The 21,974-nt window shown below is 65.1% G+C and carries 15 protein-coding genes; 5 read left to right on the top strand and 10 right to left on the bottom strand.

Annotated features, from left to right (window positions below; genetic code table 11):
• Positions 1-58 precede the first annotated feature (58 nt).
• From GPA25_RS08235 to GPA25_RS08225, 3 genes are read left to right on the top strand one after another with little or no spacing between them, the layout of a single operon-like run.
• Entirely contained in the window at positions 59-2,128 is a 2,070-nt protein-coding gene (locus GPA25_RS08235; protein ID WP_169259890.1) for a carbon starvation CstA family protein, read from the top strand.
• Between the two features lie 7 nt (positions 2,129-2,135).
• Positions 2,136-2,330: a CstA-like transporter-associated (seleno)protein gene (locus GPA25_RS08230; protein ID WP_169259889.1), complete on the top strand. Its 195-nt coding sequence runs from the start codon at positions 2,136-2,138 to the stop codon at positions 2,328-2,330.
• A gap of 28 nt (positions 2,331-2,358) precedes the next feature.
• A complete protein-coding gene (locus GPA25_RS08225) occupies positions 2,359-3,447 on the top strand; it encodes a CobW family GTP-binding protein (RefSeq protein WP_169259888.1) in 1,089 nt (362 codons plus the stop codon).
• On the opposite strand, the gene GPA25_RS08220 is transcribed toward GPA25_RS08225, so the two are convergent.
• Positions 3,402-3,959, bottom strand: a complete 558-nt coding sequence (locus GPA25_RS08220; protein ID WP_169259887.1) for a hypothetical protein — start codon at positions 3,957-3,959, stop codon at positions 3,402-3,404. The genes GPA25_RS08225 and GPA25_RS08220 overlap by 46 nt on opposite strands.
• Positions 3,960-4,203: 244 nt before the next feature.
• On the opposite strand from GPA25_RS08220, the gene GPA25_RS08215 reads away from it, so the two are divergent.
• Complete coding sequence (locus GPA25_RS08215) at positions 4,204-4,920, top strand: 2-phosphosulfolactate phosphatase (protein ID WP_169259886.1); 717 nt, start codon at positions 4,204-4,206, stop codon at positions 4,918-4,920.
• Between the two features lie 53 nt (positions 4,921-4,973).
• On the opposite strand, the gene fic is transcribed toward GPA25_RS08215, so the two are convergent.
• Complete coding sequence (fic, locus tag GPA25_RS08210) at positions 4,974-6,158, bottom strand: protein adenylyltransferase Fic (RefSeq protein WP_281357694.1); 1,185 nt, start codon at positions 6,156-6,158, stop codon at positions 4,974-4,976.
• Between the two features lie 293 nt (positions 6,159-6,451).
• Here fic and katG point away from each other — a divergent pair, with 293 nt between their 5' ends.
• Positions 6,452-8,641: a catalase/peroxidase HPI gene (katG, locus tag GPA25_RS08205; protein WP_169259885.1), complete on the top strand. Its 2,190-nt coding sequence runs from the start codon at positions 6,452-6,454 to the stop codon at positions 8,639-8,641.
• A gap of 68 nt (positions 8,642-8,709) precedes the next feature.
• On the opposite strand, the gene GPA25_RS08200 is transcribed toward katG, so the two are convergent.
• The 8 genes from GPA25_RS08200 to GPA25_RS08165 form a co-directional block, all read right to left on the bottom strand.
• A complete protein-coding gene (locus tag GPA25_RS08200; RefSeq protein ID WP_169259884.1) occupies positions 8,710-9,045 on the bottom strand; it encodes a hypothetical protein in 336 nt (111 codons plus the stop codon).
• A 180-nt stretch (positions 9,046-9,225) separates the two neighbouring features.
• On the bottom strand, positions 9,226-12,270 hold the full coding sequence (locus GPA25_RS23830; protein ID WP_211163016.1) for an EAL domain-containing protein: 3,045 nt from the start codon (positions 12,268-12,270) through the stop codon (positions 9,226-9,228).
• A 170-nt stretch (positions 12,271-12,440) separates the two neighbouring features.
• Positions 12,441-13,712 carry a CobW family GTP-binding protein gene (locus tag GPA25_RS08190; protein ID WP_169259883.1) on the bottom strand — a complete coding sequence of 424 codons (1,272 nt, stop codon included), beginning with the start codon at positions 13,710-13,712 and terminating at the stop codon, positions 12,441-12,443.
• Positions 13,713-13,785: 73 nt separating this feature from the next.
• On the bottom strand, positions 13,786-14,640 hold the full coding sequence (locus tag GPA25_RS08185) for a hypothetical protein (RefSeq protein ID WP_169259882.1): 855 nt from the start codon (positions 14,638-14,640) through the stop codon (positions 13,786-13,788).
• Positions 14,637-16,913 (bottom strand): hydantoinase B/oxoprolinase family protein, encoded by a 2,277-nt coding sequence (locus GPA25_RS08180; protein WP_169259881.1) that lies wholly within the window; start codon positions 16,911-16,913, stop codon positions 14,637-14,639. Before GPA25_RS08180 ends, GPA25_RS08185 begins: the two co-directional genes overlap by 4 nt.
• A gap of 46 nt (positions 16,914-16,959) precedes the next feature.
• A complete protein-coding gene (locus tag GPA25_RS08175; protein WP_169259880.1) occupies positions 16,960-19,095 on the bottom strand; it encodes a hydantoinase/oxoprolinase family protein in 2,136 nt (711 codons plus the stop codon).
• A gap of 80 nt (positions 19,096-19,175) precedes the next feature.
• Positions 19,176-19,562, bottom strand: a complete 387-nt coding sequence (locus GPA25_RS08170) for an acetone carboxylase subunit gamma (RefSeq protein WP_169259879.1) — start codon at positions 19,560-19,562, stop codon at positions 19,176-19,178.
• A gap of 17 nt (positions 19,563-19,579) precedes the next feature.
• Positions 19,580-21,517 carry a hydantoinase/oxoprolinase family protein gene (locus tag GPA25_RS08165; protein WP_169259878.1) on the bottom strand — a complete coding sequence of 646 codons (1,938 nt, stop codon included), beginning with the start codon at positions 21,515-21,517 and terminating at the stop codon, positions 19,580-19,582.
• Positions 21,518-21,974 lie beyond the last annotated feature (457 nt).

Genomic DNA, 21,974 nt, shown 5'->3' with positions numbered 1-21,974 from the left:
GTTTCCGGTGAGACCAGAGCCCGTATCAACGGCCTATCCGGAGAGAGGAGGAGTATAAATGGCCAGTCTTTCAAGACATGCGCTGTGGGCGCTTGTGGGTGTCCTCGGCGCATTCGCGCTCGCATATATCGCGCTGAACCGTGGGGAAACGATCAACGCCCTGTGGATCGTAGTCGCCGCGGTTTCCGTTTACCTGATCGCCTACCGCTACTACAGCCTGTTCATCGCGAACCGGGTGATGTCGCTCGACCCGAACCGCATGACGCCAGCCTACCGGCACAATGACGGCCTCGACTACGTGCCGACGAACAAATACGTACTGTTCGGCCACCACTTCGCGGCCATCGCCGGTGCCGGCCCGCTCGTCGGTCCGGTGCTCGCCGCGCAGATGGGCTACCTGCCCGGGATGCTCTGGATTCTCGCGGGTGTCGTGATCGCCGGCGCGGTGCAAGACTTCCTGGTCCTGTTCGTGTCCACGCGACGCGACGGCCGCTCGCTCGGCGACCTGATCAAGTCCGAACTCGGCCCCGTCCCCGGCGTCATCGCGCTGTTCGGCACCTTCATGATCATGGTGATCATCCTCGCCGTGCTCGCGCTGATCGTCGTCAAGGCGCTCGCCGAAAGCCCGTGGGGCACCTTCACCGTCGCGGCGACGATTCCGATCGCGGTCTTCATGGGCCTCTACTCGCGCTACATCCGCCCCGGGCGGATCGGCGAGATCTCGGTCATCGGCTTCGTGCTGCTGATGGCGGCGATCGTCGGCGGCGGACAGATTGCCGCAAGCGAAACCTGGGCGCCGCTGTTCACGTTCGACGGCAAGCAGCTCACGTGGATGCTCATCGGCTACGGCTTCATCGCGTCGGTGCTGCCGGTGTGGCTGCTGCTCGCGCCGCGCGACTACCTGTCGACCTTCCTGAAGATCGGCGCGATCCTGGCGCTGGCGCTCGGCATCCTGTTCGTCGCGCCCGACCTGAAGATGCCCGCGGTTACGCGCTTCATCGACGGCACCGGCCCGGTGTGGTCCGGCAGCCTGTTCCCCTTCCTGTTCATCACGATCGCGTGCGGCGCCGTATCCGGCTTCCATGCCCTGATCTCGTCCGGCACCACGCCGAAGATGATCGAGAACGAATCGCACGCGCGCCTGATCGGTTACGGCGGCATGCTGATGGAGTCGTTCGTCGCGATCATGGCGCTGGTTGCCGCATCGATCATCGATCCGGGCGTGTACTTCGCGATGAACAGCCCGCTCGCTGTCCTCGGACCGACCGCCGAGAGCGCTGCGCAGGTCATCTCCAGCTGGGGCTTCGTCGTGACGCCCGAGATGCTCACCGGCACCGCCAGTGCGGTCGGCGAACACACGATCATCGCCCGCACCGGCGGCGCACCGACGCTCGCAGTCGGCATGGCGCAGATCTTCTCGGTGATGTCCGGCGGCACCGCGATGATGGGTTTCTGGTACCACTTCGCGATCCTTTTCGAGGCGCTGTTCATCCTCACCGCCGTCGATGCCGGCACCCGCGCGGGCCGCTTCATGCTGCAGGACCTGCTCGGCACCTTCGTGCCGGCGATGAAGCGCACCGACTCGTGGGTCGGCAATGCGGTCGCCACCGCGCTGTGCGTCGCCACCTGGGGTTACTTCCTGTATCAGGGCGTCGTCGATCCGCTCGGCGGCATCAACACCCTGTGGCCGCTGTTCGGCATCTCGAACCAGATGCTCGCCGCGGTGGCGCTGATCCTGTCGACGGTCGTGCTGTTCAAGATGAAGCGCGAGCGCTTCGCGTGGGTCACGCTCGTGCCGATGGTCTGGCTGCTTGCCTGCACCCTGACGGCCGGGTGGCAGAAGGTTTTCCACGCGAATCCGAAGATCGGCTTCCTCGCCCAGGCATCGCGCTTCCAGGACGCCCTGGCGCGCGGCGAACTGCTCGCACCGGCCAAGAACCTCGACCAGATGCATCAGATCATTCTCAACAATCAGATCGATGCCGGGCTGTCCATGTTCTTCATGCTGGTCGTCCTGAGCATCCTCGCCTACGGCACACGCTGCTGCTACCGAGCCTACCGTGTGGCGCATCCGACTGCACAGGAAGTCGGCGCAACGGGCACGGCCTCGCAGGGCGCCGCGGCGTAATAAGGCGGTGTTCAACGACCTCTCCAAGCTCGGCAAGTATCTCGGGCAGGCCGCCCGCCTGATGGTGGGCCTGCCCGACTACGACACCTACGTCGCGCACGTGAAGGCGACGCATCCGGACCGGCCGGTGATGAGCTACGAGGAATTCTTCCGCGAGCGGCAGGAAGCGCGCTACGGCGGCGGCACCGGCCGCTGCTGCTGAGGGCACCACGATGGAGCAATCATCGACCATGGAAAACGCCAGCAATGCACCGATCCCGGTGACGGTGCTCACCGGATTTCTCGGCGCCGGCAAGACGACGCTGCTGAACCGCATCCTGACGACTGGCCACGGCCAACGCATCGCCGTCATCGAGAACGAGTTCGGGCCGGTGAATATCGACAGCGAACTGCTGGTGCAGCAAAGCGCCGAAGTCGTCGAGATGACGAACGGCTGTCTGTGCTGCACCGTGCGCGGCGACCTCGCGAAGAACCTCATCGACCTGAAAGCGCGGCGCGAAAAAGGCGAACTCGTGTTCGACCGCATCGTCATCGAGACGACCGGTCTCGCCGATCCCGGTCCGGTCATCCAGACCTTCTTCGCCGAACCGGAACTGGCTCAAAGCTATCTGCTCGACGCGGTGCTGACGGTTGTCGACGCGGTGCACGCGCCGCGTCAGCTCGACGAACATCCGGTGTTGCTGAAACAGATCGGCTTCGCCGACCGCCTGCTCGTCTCGAAGTCCGACGGCGTCGCAACCGATGCCCTCGACACGCTCGTCGACCGGATCGCCCGCATCAATCCGCGCGCGCCGATCCGGCACCTTGTCGACGGCGATCTGGATATCGGTTTCCTGTTCGATATCCGCGGCTTCAATCTCAATGAAAGCCTCCTCGCCGACGACGCCGCGACCCCACGCTTCTACCCGGTCGCGAAAGGCATCGGCGCTGCATTCGTCCGCAAGAACCACGGCGACGAAATCGGCTCGCTGCTTCTCGAGCATGCGGGCGATGTCGACCTCGATCGCATCGGCGCCTTCGTGCAGCAGATGCTCGACCGCCACGGCGACGATCTGCTGCGCTACAAGGGCGTACTGGCGGTTCCGGAGCAAGCGAGCAAACTCGTTTTCCAGGGCGTGCACCGCATTGCCGGCTTCGACTACGGCGCCGAATGGGCTGACGACGACGTCCGGCGCTCACGCATCGTACTGATCGGCCGCCGTTTGCCCGAGGCCGAACTGCGGGCCGGATTCGCCACGTGCCTGCTGACGGAACACACGCAGGCCCTGACAGATCAGTCCGGTTTCCTTGTGGCGTTGAATCGTGCCTCGGCTTCCTGAAACAGGGATTTGACCCGGTCGACATCCCATGGCTGCTCGATCAATGTTTCGTGATCCCATGCACTTCGCGGGTCAGCCGGATTAAAAAAATCGCCGCCATAAACATGTATTGCGCACGTCATTTTCTGGATCGGATTAAGCACGGAATGGATAATGTCGCGGCCGAGCGTGGCGATGTCGCCGACGCCCAGGGATTTGGCGCCCGCGGCCTCAATGGTGGCTCCGGTTCTTTTCCAGAAAACGTTGTCCTCCCGACCTGAATAGATGCCGACAACCGAAAACATCTGGTGGTTGTGTGGCATCAGACTCATGCACGGGGCCCAGACGAAGTTGATGATGGTCAGATCGGGCGATCGGTAAATCGGTGTAAGTCCTGCATGCTGCGGTTCACCCAGCGCGGACATCACTGCCGCACTGTCGGAAACGGCTTCTGCCACAAGCTCGCGAATGGCACCCTGACCTTCGGCGACAGCATTCATGCAGTCGTGGATAAAACGATCCTTGTCGAACATGGTTCTGTGCTCCTTCTCCTGGCTCATCCGCTGCGTCATCCGGCGCCCTGCTGCGCAGGGGCGGGATCACTGCACAGCCGTCGATTCAACATAGCCCGTGGCCAAAGACATTCAAGCGAAATGCACCATGCCGCGCCAGCGGGTGGCCGTGGCAGCGCCCGGTCGATGACGGCCCGCGACTTTCACGCACGGGAAGCATCCGCAGCGCATGCGCGCGCCGGACCCTTTGTCGTATGATCAGACGATGCAGATTTCCCGCGTCAGCCTGTTCGGCCTCATGCAGGACCCGCACGATTTCGACACCGTTGTCGCGATTGACGTGCTGCGCTCGTTCTCGACGGCGGCCTACGCCTTTGCCGCCGGGGCGTCAAAAATCCATCCGGTGGCGACGGCGGCAGAGGCCGCTTACCTGCTGGAGCGGATGCCCCAGGCACTCACCATGGGGGCTCTCCCCGGCGGGCGTCCGATGCCCGGCTTCGACCTGGGGAATTCCCCTTCGAGTATGCCGACGCGGTCGTTTGCCGGACGGCCGGTGATCTTGTCCACCGCCGCCGGGGTCCAGGCGTTGATCCGGTTTCGTGACGCCCCCCGGCTATTCGCCGCCAGCCTGGTCTGCGCCGGGGCGACGCTGCGGGCCTTGCAGGCCATCGAGCCGCGGCGGGTGGCGCTGATCACCACGGGGGAATGGATCGACCGCGACGGCGACGAGGACATTGCCTGCGCCGATTATCTCGCCGCCGGATTGCTCAGCCAGCCCGTCGACCGCGCGGCGCTGTCGCAGCGGGTGCGCGATTCCGACTTCGGCCGCCGCTTCGCCGCGGGCACCGATCCGGCGCTGCCACCCTCTGATCTGGACCTGTGCGCGGCAGTCGACCGTTTCGACTTCGCGATGCCGGTGGTCCGCGAGCACGGTGGGCTGGTCATGCACGCCGGTGGTACCGGCGCCGACCGGGCGAAATGAAAGAATGAAATGAAAGGGGGCATTTAAATGCGTCGGACCCCTTTTTTCTTCCTTCATCGGGCGGTGCGAAGTGTCTGGAGGAGCTGGGGGTTGATGAATAGCTTCTCTCGTCCTGCCTTCACTTCCTTTAGCAAGCCGATATCGGCCAGCTGTTTCAGATAGATGGATGCCGTCTGCCGCTGTGCGATTCCGGCATCAACCAGGTTGGCGATACGGCAGTAGGGCTGCGTGAAGATCAGTTCGGTCAGCTCGCGGGAATAAATGCCCGGCGCATCTCTCCGCATTCTGTTCGCGGTGTCGTCGATCAAGGCACGAATCGCCTTGATTCGAGAGGTGGTCCAGTGCGCAGTGCTCCGAACGGCCTCCAGCATGAACAGGAGCCAGGGTTCCCAGGCGCCCTCCCGGCTTACGTCGAGGAGCAGGCGGTAGTAGTCCTGCTTTGCCTCGATGATCGCCTTGGACAGGTACAGCACAGGGATATCCAGCAGCCCCTTGTCGACCAGGTAGAGCAGGTTCAGCACTCTCCCGGTACGACCGTTGCCGTCGGTGAAAGGGTGGATTGCCTCGAACTGGTAGTGGCCGATGGCCATGCGCACGAGCGGGTCGATGTCGTCCGCCTCGTGCAGGAAGTGTTCCCAGTTGGCGAGCTTGTCGCGGATGAGCGCCTCACCTTCTGGTGGGGTGTAGATGACCCCGCCGGTGCGGTCGTTCAGGAGTGCGGTGCCGGGGGTGCGACGGACGTCCATATCAACACCCTTGATCGTGCGGCAAATCTCCACTGCCGTTCGGGTGGTGAGGGGGTGTTTGGACAGCGACTCGACGCCCTCGCGCAGTGCGGTTCGGTAGCGGAGGGCTTCTTTGGTCGCAGGGTCGGCCAGCGCCTCGCGGTCGTCCGCAAACTGGAACAGGCGGTCCGTTGTGGTGACGATGTTCTCGATGGCCGAGCTGGCCTGAGCTTCGAGCAGGGGAATACTGTTGATCAATACGGCCTGATTCGGGACCAGCTCCCCCGCCTGCTTCAGTTCAGCAACGGCCGCCCGCGCCTCGATGCAAGCCTTCAGGATGGCCCGCGACTCGATCTCCGCTTGAGGGGGGAGTGGAGGCAGAGTGTTATAAGGTTTCGTCGGTTCGAACGGCATGTGTTGAAAGTTTTGTGGTTGATCGACAGACCGTGGAGATGTGTCGACGGAATCGACATGATATCTTTTCGTGTCGATATATGACGAAAATTTGTACATGTGAGACTCGATTGCGAGACGAGCGGAAAGTCCATGTGAAAAAAAGTCGCAGAAGCGTTTGAAAGAGGGGTCAGGTGGGTGAAGGGCGACACGGCTCGGGCCTCTTCGCACTTTACTCGCAGGTCGTTTCTCGGGCTGGACACTTCCGTTAGCTATACCGTCGGGATAGATATCCTGGCTTGATAAAAACAAGCTATCGTTGCCATGGATTTAAATCGATAGAAACAGGAATCCATCACGGCTAACGTGAGTATCGGGAATACCCGGTTCACCTTTGATAGGAGGGGTCATCCATGAGCAACGAAAATCAGTGCCCATTTTCCAGCATGCATGGGGCTCGCACAGCTGCCCGGTCGAATCGCGACTGGTGGCCGAACCAGTTGAACCTGAACATGCTGCACCAGCACGCGCCGGCCTCCAGCCCCTTGGGCGCCGACTTCGACTACGCTGCAGAATTCAGGAAACTCGACCTGGCCGCGCTGAAGCAGGATCTGCATGCGCTGATGACCAGCTCACAGGACTGGTGGCCGGCTGACTGGGGCCACTATGGCGGCCTGTTCATCCGCATGGCCTGGCACAGCGCCGGCACCTACCGCACGGCTGACGGACGTGGCGGCGGCGGCACGGGGAACCAGCGTTTTGCGCCGCTCAACAGCTGGCCCGACAACGGCAACCTGGACAAGGCACGCCGCCTGCTCTGGCCGATCAAGCAGAAGTACGGCAACAGGATTTCCTGGGCCGACCTGGTGATCCTGGCCGGCAACTGCGCGCTGGAATCGATGGGTTTCAAGACCTTCGGTTTCGGCGGCGGCCGCGCGGACATCTGGCAGCCGGAAGAGGACATCTACTGGGGCAACGAAGACACCTGGCTCGGTGACAAGCGCTATAGCGGTGAGCGCGAGCTGGAGAACCCGCTGGCCGCCGTGCAGATGGGCCTGATCTACGTGAACCCCGAAGGCCCGAACGGCAACCCCGACCCCGTGGCCTCGGGCCGTGACGTGCGCGAAACCTTCGCCCGCATGGCGATGAACGATGAAGAGACCGTGGCGCTCGTTGCCGGCGGTCACACCTTCGGCAAAGCCCACGGCGCTGGCGACCCGGCACTCGTCGGCGCTGAGCCCGAGGGCGCCCCCATCGAAGCGCAGGGTCTGGGCTGGATCAACCGTTTCGGGTCAGGCAAGGGCGGGGACACCACCACCAGCGGCATCGAGGGCGCGTGGAAGCCCAACCCGACCAAGTGGGACAACGGCTATTTCGACATGCTTTTCGGCTACGAGTGGGCGCTGACCAAGAGCCCGGCCGGCGCCCACCAGTGGGTGGCGCAGAACGTCAAGCCGGAACACATGATTCCCGACGCCCACGACCCGTCGAAAAAACACCCGCCGATGATGACCACGGCCGATTTGTCGCTGCGCTTCGACCCGATCTACGAACCCATTTCGCGCCGTTTCCATCAGGATCCCCAGGCGTTCGCCGACGCGTTTGCCCGCGCCTGGTTCAAGCTCACCCACCGCGACATGGGGCCGAAGGTGCTTTACCTCGGCCCCGAAGTGCCGGCCGAAGACCTGATCTGGCAGGACCCGATCCCCGCCGTCGATCATCCCCTGATCGACGCCACGGACATCGCCGAACTCAAGGCGAGGGTTCTGGCCTCGGGCCTGTCGATCGCCGAATTGGTTGCCACCGCCTGGGCCTCGGCGTCCACTTTCCGGGGGTCGGACAAGCGCGGCGGAGCCAACGGTGCACGCATCCGCCTGGCGCCGCAAAAGGACTGGGAAGCCAACCAGCCGGCGCAGCTGGCCAAGGTGCTGGCCATGCTGGAGGGAATCCAGCAAGCCTTCAACAGTGCACAGACGGGTGGCAAGAAAGTCTCGATCGCCGACCTGATCGTGCTGGGCGGCTGCGCCGCGGTCGAAGCGGCGGCCAAGGCGGGCGGTCATGCGGTAGCGGTGCCGTTCACCGCGGGCCGCGCCGACGCTGCGCAAGCGCAGACCGACGTAGCGTCGTTCGCCGTCATGGAACCCCTGGCCGATGGTTTCCGAAACTACCAGAAGCAGGCCTACAGCGTGTCCGCGGAGGGCATGCTGGTGGACAGGGCACAGCTCCTGACCCTGAGTGCGCCCGAAATGACGGTGCTGGTCGGTGGCCTGCGCGTGCTGGGCGCCAACGTGGATCACGCGCAGCACGGTGTGTTCACGCAACGGCCGCAGACCCTGACCAACGACTTCTTCGTGAACCTCCTCGAAATGGGTACGACCTGGAAGCCCACCTCGGATGCCGGGGACAGCTTCGAAGGGCGTGATCGCACGACCGGCGAACTCAAGTGGACGGGCACGCGCGTGGACCTGATCTTCGGTTCCAACTCGCAGCTGCGCGCGCTGGCCGAGGTTTATGCGCAGGACGACGCGCACGAGAAGTTCGTACGCGACTTCGTTGCGGCCTGGAACAAGGTGATGAACCTCGACCGCTTCGCCTTGAAGTGACGCTGCGCAAGGCGTTCTGGAGGCTCTGCCGGCGTGGTTGCGGCGGCTTCCGGAACGCCCCTGCCCGCTCACGGTCCGTCGGGGCGGTCCGCGTCGTCCAGCGGATAGGAGTCGGCGTAATAGGCCGGGCCTTTCATCACCGTCAGGATCACGGCGCCGGTGGCGAGCGTCACGATCGTCGCCCAGAGCAACAGGAGGGTGCTCAGGCCGAAGATGTCGGCGGTGAGGATGCGCGTCGTGGCGTCGGTGTCGAGGCCGGTCCAGGCGAGCAGCCGTGTGAAAAGTGACGGGATGGCTGCGACGACGGAGCCGAACAACCCGGCGGCGGGAAGTCGTCGCAGCAGGATACGTTCGAATCCGGGCGGCGCACTGCGCACGGCAGGCGTTTGGTTTGACACAGCCATCGTTTCTCCTTCTTGCCGAGGGGTGCCGGCATTTACCCACGTGAGCGTGGTCGCCGCCTCGGCCGTGCTCCTTTGAACACCGCCGACGGGTGAGCGTTCCACTCGATTACAGCAGGGTATGAAATTGGTGGTCGAGTCGAAGGATGAAACCGCCGCCGCCTGCTGACGGCATCATCGCTATCAGTGCATTGCCGGGCTCGTTTCCGCCAGCAGCGTCGCGAATGCCGCGCTGCTCAGCGGGCGGTGGAAATAGTAACCCTGGCCGATCTCGCAGTGCCGGTCCTTGAGGATCTGCAGCTGCGCGCCGGTTTCGATGCCTTCGGCCAGTACCGTCATGCCCAGCGCATGGGCCATGTCGATGATGGCGGTGGTGATCGAGCGGTTGCCGGCTTCGTCGGCGATGGTGCGGACGAAGCTCTGGTCGACTTTCAGTTCCTGGATCGGCAGCCGGCTGAGGTAGGACAGCGATGAATAGCCGGTGCCGAAGTCGTCGATGCTGATGGCAATGCCATGGCGGGTGATGCGCGACAGGATCTGGGCGGTCTGGTCGAGGTCCGTCATCAGCGTGCCTTCGGTCAATTCGAGGCAGATCGCCTCGGGCGGGACGCCCTGACGTTCGAGCAGCTCGCACAAATGTTCGACAAAGTGCGGTTCGCGCATTTGCTGGGCGGCGACATTGATCGAGATTCGCGGCGGCACCAGACCCTGCATGCGCCACAGCGCGATCTGCGCAAGGACCTTGGAGAGCACGATGTCGCCGATCGTGACGATGAGGCCGGCCTCTTCGGCCACCGGGATGAAGCGCGACGCCGGCACCTCGCCCAGCGTGGGGTCGGTCCAGCGCAGCAGGGCTTCGGCGCCGACCATGGCGCCGGTGACGAGGTCGTCCTGCGGCTGGTAGACGACGCGGAAGCGGTCATGTTCGATGGCGGCGCGCAGGCCCGTTTCGAGCGACATGCGCTGCCGCAGGCGGGCGTTCATGTCCTCGGCGAAGAACTGGTAGCGGTTGCGGCCGCCGGCTTTTGCGGCGTGCATGGCGGTGTCGGCGTTGCGCAGCAGGATGGCGCCGCTGTCACCGTCCGCGGGATAGAGGCTGATGCCGAGGCTGGTGGTGATGAAGCGTTCCTGGCCGCCGAGGCAGAAGGAGGCGGACAGGTAATCGAGGGTGTTGGCCGCGAAGCGGTGGAGTTCCTCGGAGGTCGCGCCGCGCATGACGACGGCGAACTCGTCGCCACCCAGACGCGCAATGGTGTGGGCGTCGCAGATGCAGCGCCGCAGCCGATCGGTGATGTGCTGCAGCAGTCGATCGCCCAGATCGTGCCCCAGGGAGTCGTTGATGTCCCTGAAATTGTCCAGCCCGATGAGCATGACGGCGAGCGGATCCTTGAGCCGTGCAGCCTCGTCGACACATTCCTTGAGGCGCTCCATCAGCAGGCTGCGGTTGGGCAGGCCGGTGAGGGGATCGTGGATCCGCATGAACTCGACGTGCTGCTGCGAAGCCTTGATGGCGCTGGCGTCACCGAAGATCGCGATGAAGTTCTGGATCGCACCGTCGGCGCTCTTGATCGAATAGATCGTCAGCCATTCCGGGTAGATATCGCCGTTCTTGCGGCGGTTCTGGATTTCGCCCTGCCAGCGGCCGTGGTCGATGAGGCTGCGCCACATGCGCTGGTAGAACTCCTTCGCGTGCAGTCCGGACTTGAGGATGCGCGGTGGCTTGCCGATCACCTCGTCGACCGCGTAGCCGGTAATCCGGGTAAATGCCGCATTGACGGTGACGATGTGGCCGTTCGCATCGGTGACCAGGACGCCTTCGCCGGCGGGATCGACGGCGGCTGTCGTCGAGCGCAGTGCGCTGCGGGCTTCGTCGGCTTGGGCAATTTCGTTGGCCTGGGTGCAGATCGACGTGATTTCGCCGCTGCCGTCGCGAATCGGAAAGCGCACGGCGGCGAGCCACACGCTGCGGCCGTCGAGTGTGAGTTCATCGACCGATTCGCAGCTGGCGGCTTTGGCGATCGCTTCCAGTTCCCGTCTGCGCAGCGTTTGCGCCAGGTCGGCGTTGAAGATCTGCGCATCGGTGCGCCCGAGGATGTCGGCGGATCGCACGCCGAATGTCTGTTCGAAGCAGCGATTGACGAATTCGTAATGCCCGGCCATGTCCTTGAGGAAGACGACCGAGGCGGATTGATCGAGCATCGTCGACAGCAGCGCTTCGCGCGGCTCGGACGGCGTTCCGGGGACGCGCGCGGCGGCAGACTCGCCGATCCGGGGCAAGGACCGGTCGGACAGCGCGGCGAGCATCGGAATGCTTACGACGAAGCCGAGCAGCTGGCTCTTGCGCAAGATCGGTTCGATGCGATTGGCGAGGAGCCATTCCGGCAAGGTTTCCGGCGCCGCGTCCGGTGTTTCGGCTGCACCGGGCAACGGGATGCGGGTGGTCGCGATCAGGCTGACGTCCCAGGCTGCCAGTGCGGCCGTCGCCTTGTCGTTGGCTTTCACCAGATTGCCGTGGCGATCGAAGACGATGACGCCGTCGCCGGACGACAGGCGCGGCAGGCAGGCTTCGAGCAGCGCGAGGCGTCGCTCACTTTCCTGTTGCGCCAGCTGATTCTCGATGCGCTCGGCCGTCATCGCGACGAGCGGCAGGCTGTACTTGTTGTAGGTGCCGCTGAGACCCGATACGTCGAGGACCCCGAGGATGGCCGCGGTGACCGGATCGCGAATGACGGCGGCCGAACAGCTCCATTTCTGCACCTCCTCGCAGAAGTGCTCGGAGGCATGCACCTGGATCGGCTGAAGCAGTACCAGGGCCGTGCCGATGGCGTTGGTGCCGCTGGCGGTCTCGTTCCAGGACGCGCCGGGGACCAGGTGCACGCGTTCGATCGCGTCGCGCAGCCGCGGGTCGCCCTCGACGTCGAGGATCGTGCCTTCCGGATCGGTCAGGATCATGACCGTGCCGGTCCGGGCGAGCAGGCTGCGCGACTGCACCATGAAAGGCGAGCTGGCCGAGATCAGCCGTTCGTGGCGCTCACGTAGCGCTTGCAGTGCGCTGCGCTCGAGCAGCGGCGGTGTCGGATTGTGCGTCGGGTCGACGCGGCTCACCAGGCAGCGCCGCCACGACTCGTCGATCGTCGGGCGCAGCCCGGCGCTGGCGGAATAGTCTTTTCCGCTCAGGAATTTCTCCCACGCCCCTTTGATTTGCTTGTTGTATTTCGGGTGGGACAACCAACTGCTTTGCAGCGTCCTTGTCACCGCTTCACCCTTGCCGCTCTACTGGCGGGCACCTTATCGTTACTTTATAGACCACAGCCGGTATGCGGGGATCGAGCGTTTCTGGGTGAATTGTTCCTGATCGGGCAGAGCTTGCCAATGGAAGCGCCTGACGCGTGCGGCGTCTACGCGGACTGTCGCGTCGCGAAGTGTTTGCGCCGAACGATCCAGCCATCGACTTCGAGCGCCGACGAGCCCGCCATCGGCAGGTTTTGGGCCAGCCAGCAACGCGTCGGCAGCAGCGGTTCGCTCGCGCTCGCACGGGCGGCGGCGCGGTCGCCGGGCAGCTCGGCGAGGGTCGCGCGGATGCTCGCCTGCGCATCGGCGGGCAGGTCGTGCACGATGAAGACGAGGCGGCCGCGATGGTCCTCGAACGGGCCTTGCTGCGGCCAGCGGGGGAGCCGCAGCGGCGGGTAGGCGACGTCCTGCACGCAATGCACGACGCGCGGCAGCGGATCGCCGGCGACGTTGATCAGGCCCTTGACGCGCAGGATGTGCGGTCCGCGGGCGCGCAGGATGCGGCCCATCGCAATGCTGAAACCCATCCAGGACACGGGCGTGGGAAAGTCGACGACGAAGCTGGCGACTTTTTCATCGTGGCGGGCGGCGGCGTGGAGCGGGGCTGCCTTGCGCGTCCACGCGGTCGGGGCGGCGGGGGATAGGGCGGGCGAGGCGGGTGCCCGGCGCAGCTGCTCGTCACCGAGCCAGGCGGCGACATCCGGCAGTTTGCCATCCGGCGTGTAGAGGCCGCAGCCGAACAGATCGTCGGGGCTGACGCGGCCGTGGCGGACCTCGATTCGCGTCGCCGCCGGGTTGTGCGCCGCGAGGCAGGCGTCGAGCGCGGCGCGGCTGCGCGAGTCGGCGAGATCGCCCTTGGTGATCAGCAGCCGGTCCGCCATCGCCACCTGGCGCAGCGCCTCGCGGTGGGACGCGAGCTGCTGCAGCGCGTGGGTGGCGTCGACCACCGTGATGACGCCGTCGCAGACATAGCGCGCGGCGACGAAGCGCTCTTCCATCAGCGTGTAGATTACCGGGACGGGGTCGGCGAGGCCGGTGGTTTCGATCAGCACGCGCGTCACCGGCGGGATCTCGCGCCGCGAGCTGCGCTCGGAGAGCTGTTTCAGCGCTTTCACGAGGTCGCCCTGCATGCTGCAGCACAGGCAGCCCGAGTCGAGGATCATCAGCGTCTCGTCGACCTTGGCGACGAGGTGGTGGTCGATGCCGATCTCGCCGAATTCGTTGATCAGCACCGCGGCGCCGGCCATGCCGGGATCTTGCAGCAGCTGGTTCAGCAGCGTGGTCTTGCCGGCGCCGAGAAAACCGGTGAGCAGCGTCACCGGAATGCGTCCGACCGTGGCGGATTGCCGGAGCGCGTCCGGCTGCGTGATGTCGTTCATTCGGCTTGCCTCATGTTGCTGTGTCGGTTCCTGACTCGCCGGCCGGCGAGCGTTGCCGGCCGGCGAAAGGAGTCTAGGCGCGCAGCCGCGCGAGACTCTCCAGCACCTGCTCGGGCTGGTGGTTGCGCGGGATCTCGGCGAAATGGAACTGGCGCTCGCCGAGGGTCGGCAGCGCCTGCCCCGACCACAGGCGTTCGCTGACATCGACCCCCGTCGCGCAGCTCGCCCCTTCGGTCGCCTTCGCGCTGCCGATGAGCGCCTGGATGTCCTCGGCGGCCGGCAGCTCCAGCAGCGGCGCACCGAGTCGCAGCGCGACGGACCAGCGGTAGTGCCGGGCGACGTTGAGGAGCGGGCGGTAGCGTTCGACCTCGACGGCGCCATCACCCTCTTCCTCGAACAGCAGCCCCGCGACCGGCAGCTGCGACACCGAGCGCAACACGTCGGCGACGTACATCGCCGCGTCCTCGATGCCGTCGGGGTCGAGCTCGACGCCGTCGCGCCCCGCCAGCACGCTGGCGCGCTGCAGCCACGCCCGCGGCGAAGGCATCGCCAGCACCAGCGGCACCTGGCCGCGCAGGTGGGCGGCGACCGCCTCCAGCACTTCGGCCAGCACTTCGCGCGGCTCGGTGTGTTCCAGCCACTTGCGCAGCGGGTAGGAGAGCCGGCGCTTGGCCCCCAGCTCGCGCTGGTGCTCGGGGTGGCGCGCGAGCCACGAGTCGTAGAGCTCGCCGGCCTCGACCACCGCGACGTCCGGTCGCAGCAGCCCGTGGGCCTGGGAGAAATACGCCAGATACTGCGCGGCGCCCCCCCAGGGGTCGCCGGCTTCTCCGAGGAGCAGCCGCTTCGTGTAGGCGGAAGACTTCAGCCACACGCGGATACGCCCACCGCCCGGGCTGCCGGGCAGAAGGTCGGCGAGACTCTGACTCATTGCTTTTCCTCGGCGAGCGCACCCAGTGCGGCCAGACGGGCTTCGAGTGCCTCGATGCGGACGTCCTTGGGATGGCGCATGTAGTTGGGCTTCGGCGCGTTCGCGTCGCGGGCACTGTCGGCGCTGCCGGCATACAGCGTGCCGACGTCGTCGCCCCAGCAACCGAAGTACTGCAGGTAGGTCGGCGGTTTCGGCTGCGTCCAGGTCTTGACGAAGTCCTTGAACGGCACGCCGCGCGCGAGACGCGCCTTGCGCTCCGCGTCGCGCAGGGCGGCAGTGGCCTCGGCGTTGATCGCCAGCGTCGCCGGATCGAAACTCACCTTGTAGAGCCGTTCGGCGACTCCCGGCGAGATCAGGCCTTCCTCGATGTCGCGGATGACGCCCGCGGGGTCGCGCTCGAGCAGGTCGCCGTAGCCGGCGCCGGCGCCCTGCGAGATCATGAACAGTTCGCCGCGCTTCGAGATCTCGAAGCCCATGCCCATGTGGTGGGTGGTGTAGCTCGCGCCCTCGAAGGGCTGCTCGTTCATGATCTCCTCGATCGAGTGCTTGAACTTCTCCGGCTCGTTCAGCAGCACGTCGTAGACGTCCACCCCCTTCACCTTGCACAGCGGATAGGCGCCGCAGGAGTAGCCGCCGAACAGGCCCTGCATCGGCGGGATCTTGGCGCCCTGGCACACGGTCATGAAGCCCCACTGCTCGCTGTCCTTGGTCGCGACCATCTGCGTGTAGCCCTGGCCGCCGCGGTACTTGCCGGGGGCAACGGCGTCGCGCGTCATCTTCTTGGAGACGAGCTGCAGGAAGGGCACTTCCTCCTCGTTCAGCTCCTGCTCGCCGATGTCCGCCATGGTCGCGAAGATCGGCGCCAGCGCGTGCTCGCCGTCGCGATCGACGGTGGCCCCGGCGCCCATGCCGTTCAAGTCCGCGCACAGGTTGCCGAGCGTTTCGCCGTGCTGGCTGACGCCGCCCCAGATGAAGGTGTTGATCATGTTGAAGGTCGGCGCGTGCACCTTGGTGTACTTCTCCGGGCAGCTGTAGAGGAACTTCGCGACCGCGTGCTGGCCGGCGGTGAAGCCGGTGAAGATCGACATCAGGCTCTGCGAGTTCGGCGCGTCGTAGGAGCAGTTCACGATCGAGTTCGGATCGGTGATCACTTCGATCGGCGCGAACGCCGCCTGGCCACGCGGCAGGTCCGGCCACACGTAGCACAGGAAGACCTGCGCCAGCATGCCCTTGAGGCCGGCGACGATGGTGTTGGTGGCGCGGTTGGTGAACTCGGGGCTCGAGCCGCGGAAGTCGAAGATCAGCCGGTCGCCGGTCTTGGTGAGCTGGCAGTTGATCTTCACCACGCAGTTCTCGCGCAGCGTCGAGTCCTGGATGATGTAGGTGCGCACCGTCATGTCCGGCCATTCGCTGATGCGGCGCTTGACCTCGGCGCGGACGTTCTCCATCGTCAGGCGCAGCGTCGAGACCAGCGCCGCGGGACCGTCGGTGTTGAGCGTTTCCTCGATGCGCTGCTTGATGCGCAGGCAGGCGAAGAGCTTGACCTTCATGTCCTCGTACTGGAGCTTGGGCTCGCGCACCGAGTTCTGCAGGAAGGTCAGGATGTCGCGCTTGATCTCGTAGTTCTCGACGACCTTGAAGGGGCACATCTTCAGGCCTTCGTCGCACGGGCTCTCGGCCATCGACGGCATGCCGCCGGGTTCGATCGCGCCGTTCTCGCCTTCATGCACGGTGGACGCCACCCAGCACACCAGCTTCCCTTCGTGGAAGATCGGCAGGATCATCGACTGGTCGGTGTTGTGCACGTTGCCGTAGCGCGAGTCGTTGTGGATGAAGCCGTCGCCTTCGCGCACACCGACGGTGGGCTCGTTCATCCAGTTCTTGATGATGAACTTGATCGGGTGGTGCACCAGCGCCGAGAAGATCAGCACGCCGCCGGCACTGGCGATCGCGAGGTCGCCGGACGCGGAATACACGCCGGTGATCACGTCGCCCCACTTCGCGCCGGGGGCCGCGCCCATCTGCTCGACCATCTCGTAGCCTTCGTCGCAGCCGGCCTGGATGCGGTCGCGGATCTTCGCGATGGTGTGCGCGTCGCTGACCTCTTTCATGCACGCGTCCTCGATTGCGGTGCGCGGCATCAGGTCATGGTTCTGCATGATCTCGGGATCGGGCCCGAGGAACAGCGTGGTGTCGGTGAGGAACTTCTTGATAAGCGCCACTTCCTCGGAACTTGGCGTCTTGGCCGCAACGGGCGTCATGATTTCGCTCATTTTCAATCCTGTATAGGTGGTCGGGTCGATCGGAGGGCCGCCGCGCTCAGGCGCGCAGGAACCACGAGGCCCCTTGTTTGGCCGCGACGAAGTTCCAGCCCGGGTTCACGAGGAAGGTCGTCACTTCGGAGGCGATGATCGCGGGCCCCGGAATCTCGACGCCTGGCTCGATCGCCGAACGGCTCCACACCCGCGTCTCGAACGAGCCTTCGTGGCCGACGAAATGGCATTTGCGCGTGCCAGCCGGTGCCGGCGGCTTGCGGCGCTGCTCGGGTGGGACCGGCTTGATGTCCTCGAACTCGACCGTCTCGTGGCGCACGAAGGCGGCGACGCGGATGGTGTTGATGCGGATGCCCGCTTCCGGCGCCTGCGAGCCTTCGCCGAAGCGCTTGCCGTAGTCGTTGGAGAACTGCGAGATCAGCGCCAGCACGTCGCCGGGGCCATGCACTTCGTGTTTCGGGATCACCGCGGTGGTCTGCACCAGCTGGTTGCCGTAGCGCATGTCCAGTTCGAGGTTGTGGCAGATGTCGTCCTTGGCGATGCCCTGGCGCAGCAAGTCCTGCGTGCCCTGTTCCTTCAGCTCGGCGACGATGCGGTTGAAGCGCGTGTAGTCGTCGAAGATGTGGCGCGTGTTCGAGTCGTACAGCACCATGTACAGCGACTGCTCGTGGATGTGCAGCTGGTGCATGTTGCCGGCGCCGACCGCCGAGAACACCGAGCTCATCGGCGGCGCGAGGATCTTGTCGATGTTGAGGTTCTGCGCGATGCCGCAGCAGTGCAGCGGGCCGTTGCCGCCGTAGGCGAGCATCGTGAACTCCTTGGGGTCGTAGCCGCGCGCGCGCAGTTCGGTGAATAGGCCGTTGGCCATGTTGTCATCGACCTTTTCGCGGATCAGCAGCGCCGCCTCGATCACCGAGCAGTCGAGGTCGTCGCACAGCGCGTCCTCGATCGCCGCGGACGCGCGCCGCGGATTCAGCGGAATCGAGCCGCCGGCATAGTTCTTCGGGTCGAGGTAACCGAGCAGCAGGTCGGCGTCGGTCACCGTCGGCCTCATGCCGCCGCGGTCGTAGCACGCCGGGCCGGGGTCGGAGCCGGCCGACTCGGGGCCGCATTTCACGGTGTCGTACATGCGGTCGTAGCTCGCGATCGAGCCGCCGCCGGCGCCCAGCGTCACGAGGTGCACCATCGGCACCGACACCAGCCAGCGGTCGATCACCGGGTTGAAGTCGTAGTGCTTGATGCCGCCATCCACGACGATGCCGATGTCGTAGCTGGTGCCGCCCATGTCGGTCGCGACGACGTTGCCGAGGCCGGCCTGCATCGCCAGGTGCTCGGACGCGGCGATGCCGGAGACGGGACCGGAGTGGATCGTCTGCAGCGCGTCGGTCGAGTTCAGCTGCGCCATGCCGCCGGAGTTGTGGATGACCAGCATCGGCTTTTCGTAGCGGTGCGCACGCAGGTTCTGCTCGAGCGCGGAGAGCGCGTGATACATCGTCGAGTGCAGGTAGCCGTCCACGATCGCCGAGGTGGCGCGCACGTACTCGCCCTTGCGGCCCGCCACCTGGTGCGACAGGATCACCGGGATCGCGCCCAAGAGGTGCGACGGGTACTCGTCGAGCAGGATCTCCTCGATGCGCTGCTCATGCTCCGGGTTGACCACCGCATTGACCAGGGCGACGACGATGATCTCCGCGCCCTTGTCGACCAGCGCGCGGATCTGCACGCGCACGTCGTCCTCGTCGAGCGGCATCACCAGCTTGCCCTGGAAATCGAGTCGCTCGCGCACGCCGCAGATCATGTGCGGCAGCACCAGCGGATCGGGACGCTGGGCGTTGGGCATGTCCTGCTGGCCGAGGTTGTCGAGCCCCTCGCCGTAGCCGCGGGCGCGGGAGAGCGGCACCGTGGCCTCGAAGCCGGCGGTCACCAGCATGCCGATCTTGGGGCCCTTGTGCTCGATCAGCGCATTGGTGCCCAGCGTGGTGGCATAACGGACGGAATCGACCTGCGACAGGATCTCTTCCAGTTCCAGCCCGAGCACGTGATAGGCCTTGCTGAGCGCCTCGTTGAAGCCCAGGGCCAGGTTGTGGTGGGTCGTCAGGGCCTTGGCCTCGATGTACTTGCCGTCCCACACCACGAAACAATCGGTGAACGTGCCACCGATATCGACTGATACGCGCCTCATGCTATCTCCTCAATTCATTGTCGTCGCGGCGCACGGCGTCCCTGCTGCGGGGCCGCGCACCGGCAATACACAGGGGGCTTTTAGTGGCCGTGGCCGTCGCCGGCCGTCACCGCCGGGCCGACCACCGCTTCCTTCACTTCCTCGCGCGTGGCCCACTGGGCCTTCAGCGCGGGCAGGTCGGGCTGCATGTCGTGGAGCGGCGGATGGCCGGGGATGGCGTACTCGGTCTCGACCTGCGTGCCGCAGCACGGGCAGTAGTACTCGAGGATGCGTACCCACTCGGGATCGGGGCTAAAGGTGAAGCGGTACTTTTCCGGGTCGATGATGGGCGGGTGGATCTCGCGCGGATCGCGGTTATGCACCAGCATCCCTTCCTTGTAGCTCCGGGTCGCCGGGCCGACCACGTGGTTGCACACGCGGCATTCCCACTGCTCCTTGTCGAGATCGATGCGGAGGTATTCGGTCATCAGTACTTTCATGATTCTCAAGCCTTCCTGTTGAGCATGATGTCGCCCGCATCGCTGATGACGAAACTCCAGCCATCGAGCACGCGGCACGTGAAGTAGTCCTCTTCCAGAATCGCCGGTCCCGTGGCGTGATCGCCGGCCTTGAGCTGGGCGAGCTTGTAGACGGGCACGTCGATGCGGCCGGCGCCGCGGGTCAGCACCTTGCGCACGCCGTCCGCTTGCGCCGCGGCGCCGGCAGCGAAAGTCGCGCTCTGGCCGGCGTCCTGCCGCAGCGCCTTGACCGCCCGCAGTTCGAGCTCGACCGACACCGCCTTGGCGAATTCGGCGGGGAAGCTCGCCTGCCCGTTGAGCGGACGCGCCGTTTCCTCGCCGTCGCGGTTCTCGGCCACGAGCGCGGCTTCGACCTCGTATTCGCCCTCGCCGAAGCCTTCGGCGAACATGTCGCGTGAGGCCTTGAGCTTCAGCGCGGCCAGTGCGTCGGCGACTCCCGCGTCGCTGCGCTCGGTCAGGGTGACGGCATAGCGTTGCGAGACGTCGCAGGAACCGATGCCGAAGGCGCTGAACACGGCGGCGAGCTTCGGCACCGCCACGCGGTCGATGCCGGCCTTTTCGGCGACCCCGCAGGCGTTGAGCGGACCGGCGCCGCCGAAGGCGAGCATCACGGTGTCTTTCGAAATCCGTGTGAAGCGGTGCAGTTCCACCGCGATCTTGTCCTCGTACGCGTGCTCCATCTTCAGCAGCGCGTCGTCGAGGCTCACCCCCAGCGGCTGCGCGATGCTGAGGCTCACCGCGGTCGCCGCGCGGTCGAGGTCGAGGCCCATGCCGCCGCCGAAGTAGGACTTCGGATCGAAGAGGCCACCCAGCAGGCTGGCGTCGGTGATCGTCGCCTCCTTGCCGCCGCGACCGAAGCAGGCCGGCCCGGGCACCGCGCCGACGCTCTCCGGACCGATGACGATGCGGTCGTTCACGACCTTGACGATCGAACTGCCGCCCGCACCCGCGCTCATGATCTCGCACAGCGGGAAGGACACGCTGATGCCTTCGACATGGCCGCGGCGGATCTCCGCGACCTTGCCGTCGAGGCACTGGCCGATGTCGGTGGTGGTGCCGCCGACGTCGATCGCGACCACGTCGGGCAGCTTGTACAGCTTCGCGAACGCCTTCATGCCTTCCATGCCGCCGCGCGGCCCGGAGCTGTAGGTCTTGATCGCGACGGTCTTGGCGACGCGGGAGGCATCGCCGTCGTTGCGGAAGATCAGCAGCGGATTCTTCGTCCGATAGGCGCGCAGGCGGTTTTCGGCGTTGAACAGGAAGGCCTCCATCGCCGGGTGCAGGAAGGAGTTGATCAGCGCCGTCCAGGTGCGGCGGACCACATCCCGGTCGGTCGACAGATCGCTGCCGTAGAGCACCGGCACCGCGCCGAGCAGATGCCGCGGATACTTGCGCAGCACGACTTTCTTGAAGCGGTTTTCGATCTCCAGGAAATCGCTGCCATCGAAGCTCACGACGAGACGGTTCGCTCCGGTCGCCGTCAATTGGTTGATCGCCTTGACGACCTCGACTTCCGCGGCGTCGCCGGCGACCGCGGCCGCGTCGAGGAACACCACGCGGTCACCGACCAGGGCTTCGTAGACTTCCGGATCATGCTCGGCGAGCCGCACCGGCAAGTCCTTCGCCTTGGCCGCGACGATCAGACCCAGGCGCGGACCCTTGCGCTCGCAGATCGCGTTGGTGCCCTGCGTGGTCGAGTAGCGGATCAGGTCCACCTCTTCCAGCAGGCGCGCGACGTTCTGCTCGCCATAGACGACCCCGGAGGCTTTCTGCAGTCCTTCGAAAAAGCATTTGCTGAGGTCATAGGGCGTCGTCAGGACTTTGGTCTTGCTGACGACGCCGTCGCGATTGATGCAGATATCGGTGAGCGTCCCACCGTTATCGATATTTATTTGCAGTGCCATACTGCGTTTCCTCCTACCGACGGTTGCGGATGAATTGCGCTTTGAATCGTTGTCGCGGGCCATGAATGGTGCGGACGACCGCCGCGCCATTTGCCGATCCTCAATTCGGAAGTTGATTTTTCAAATCACTTCGCGTTTGAAGAGGGGCATCCGTAATGGCAGTCAGCAAGGGGTGTGCCAAACGGAATTACGCCGGTAGATAATCATTAAGTGATTGTTTATAGGACGTTAATTCGCTGGCGTAGCGACGCTTGCGGCGACCGTACGAATGGGTTCGGCGTCCGGTTAATGGATAGGCGTCCGATTGTTGGATGCAGCATCCGATCGCGCGCGGATATTCCGAAGACTGCTCATCGACCGCATCGCAACGACCATGCAGGTTTTATGGCAAATGGCTTGATGTATGATGAACGGCTGAGTTGAGACGATTGGTATCAGGACGTTCGATTCAAGCACT

It is taken from the genome of Aromatoleum diolicum (assembly GCF_012910955.1).
GTDB classification, from domain to species: Bacteria; Pseudomonadota; Gammaproteobacteria; order Burkholderiales; family Rhodocyclaceae; genus Aromatoleum; species Aromatoleum diolicum.
This window is presented reverse-complemented; position numbering and strand designations above follow the sequence as displayed.

Coding starts and splice junctions, on each gene's coding strand:
- GPA25_RS08235 (WP_169259890.1), top strand. CDS start 59: ATGGCCAGTCTTTCAAGACATGCGCTGTGGGCGCTTGTGGGTGTCCTC.
- GPA25_RS08225 (WP_169259888.1), top strand. CDS start 2,359: ATGGAAAACGCCAGCAATGCACCGATCCCGGTGACGGTGCTCACCGGA.
- GPA25_RS08220 (WP_169259887.1), bottom strand. CDS start 3,959: ATGTTCGACAAGGATCGTTTTATCCACGACTGCATGAATGCTGTCGCC.
- GPA25_RS08215 (WP_169259886.1), top strand. CDS start 4,204: ATGCAGATTTCCCGCGTCAGCCTGTTCGGCCTCATGCAGGACCCGCAC.
- fic (WP_281357694.1), bottom strand. CDS start 6,158: ATGTACAAATTTTCGTCATATATCGACACGAAAAGATATCATGTCGAT.
- katG (WP_169259885.1), top strand. CDS start 6,452: ATGAGCAACGAAAATCAGTGCCCATTTTCCAGCATGCATGGGGCTCGC.
- GPA25_RS08200 (WP_169259884.1), bottom strand. CDS start 9,045: ATGGCTGTGTCAAACCAAACGCCTGCCGTGCGCAGTGCGCCGCCCGGA.
- GPA25_RS08190 (WP_169259883.1), bottom strand. CDS start 13,712: ATGAACGACATCACGCAGCCGGACGCGCTCCGGCAATCCGCCACGGTC.
- GPA25_RS08185 (WP_169259882.1), bottom strand. CDS start 14,640: ATGAGTCAGAGTCTCGCCGACCTTCTGCCCGGCAGCCCGGGCGGTGGG.
- GPA25_RS08180 (WP_169259881.1), bottom strand. CDS start 16,913: ATGAGCGAAATCATGACGCCCGTTGCGGCCAAGACGCCAAGTTCCGAG.
- GPA25_RS08175 (WP_169259880.1), bottom strand. CDS start 19,095: ATGAGGCGCGTATCAGTCGATATCGGTGGCACGTTCACCGATTGTTTC.
- GPA25_RS08170 (WP_169259879.1), bottom strand. CDS start 19,562: ATGACCGAATACCTCCGCATCGATCTCGACAAGGAGCAGTGGGAATGC.
- GPA25_RS08165 (WP_169259878.1), bottom strand. CDS start 21,517: ATGGCACTGCAAATAAATATCGATAACGGTGGGACGCTCACCGATATC.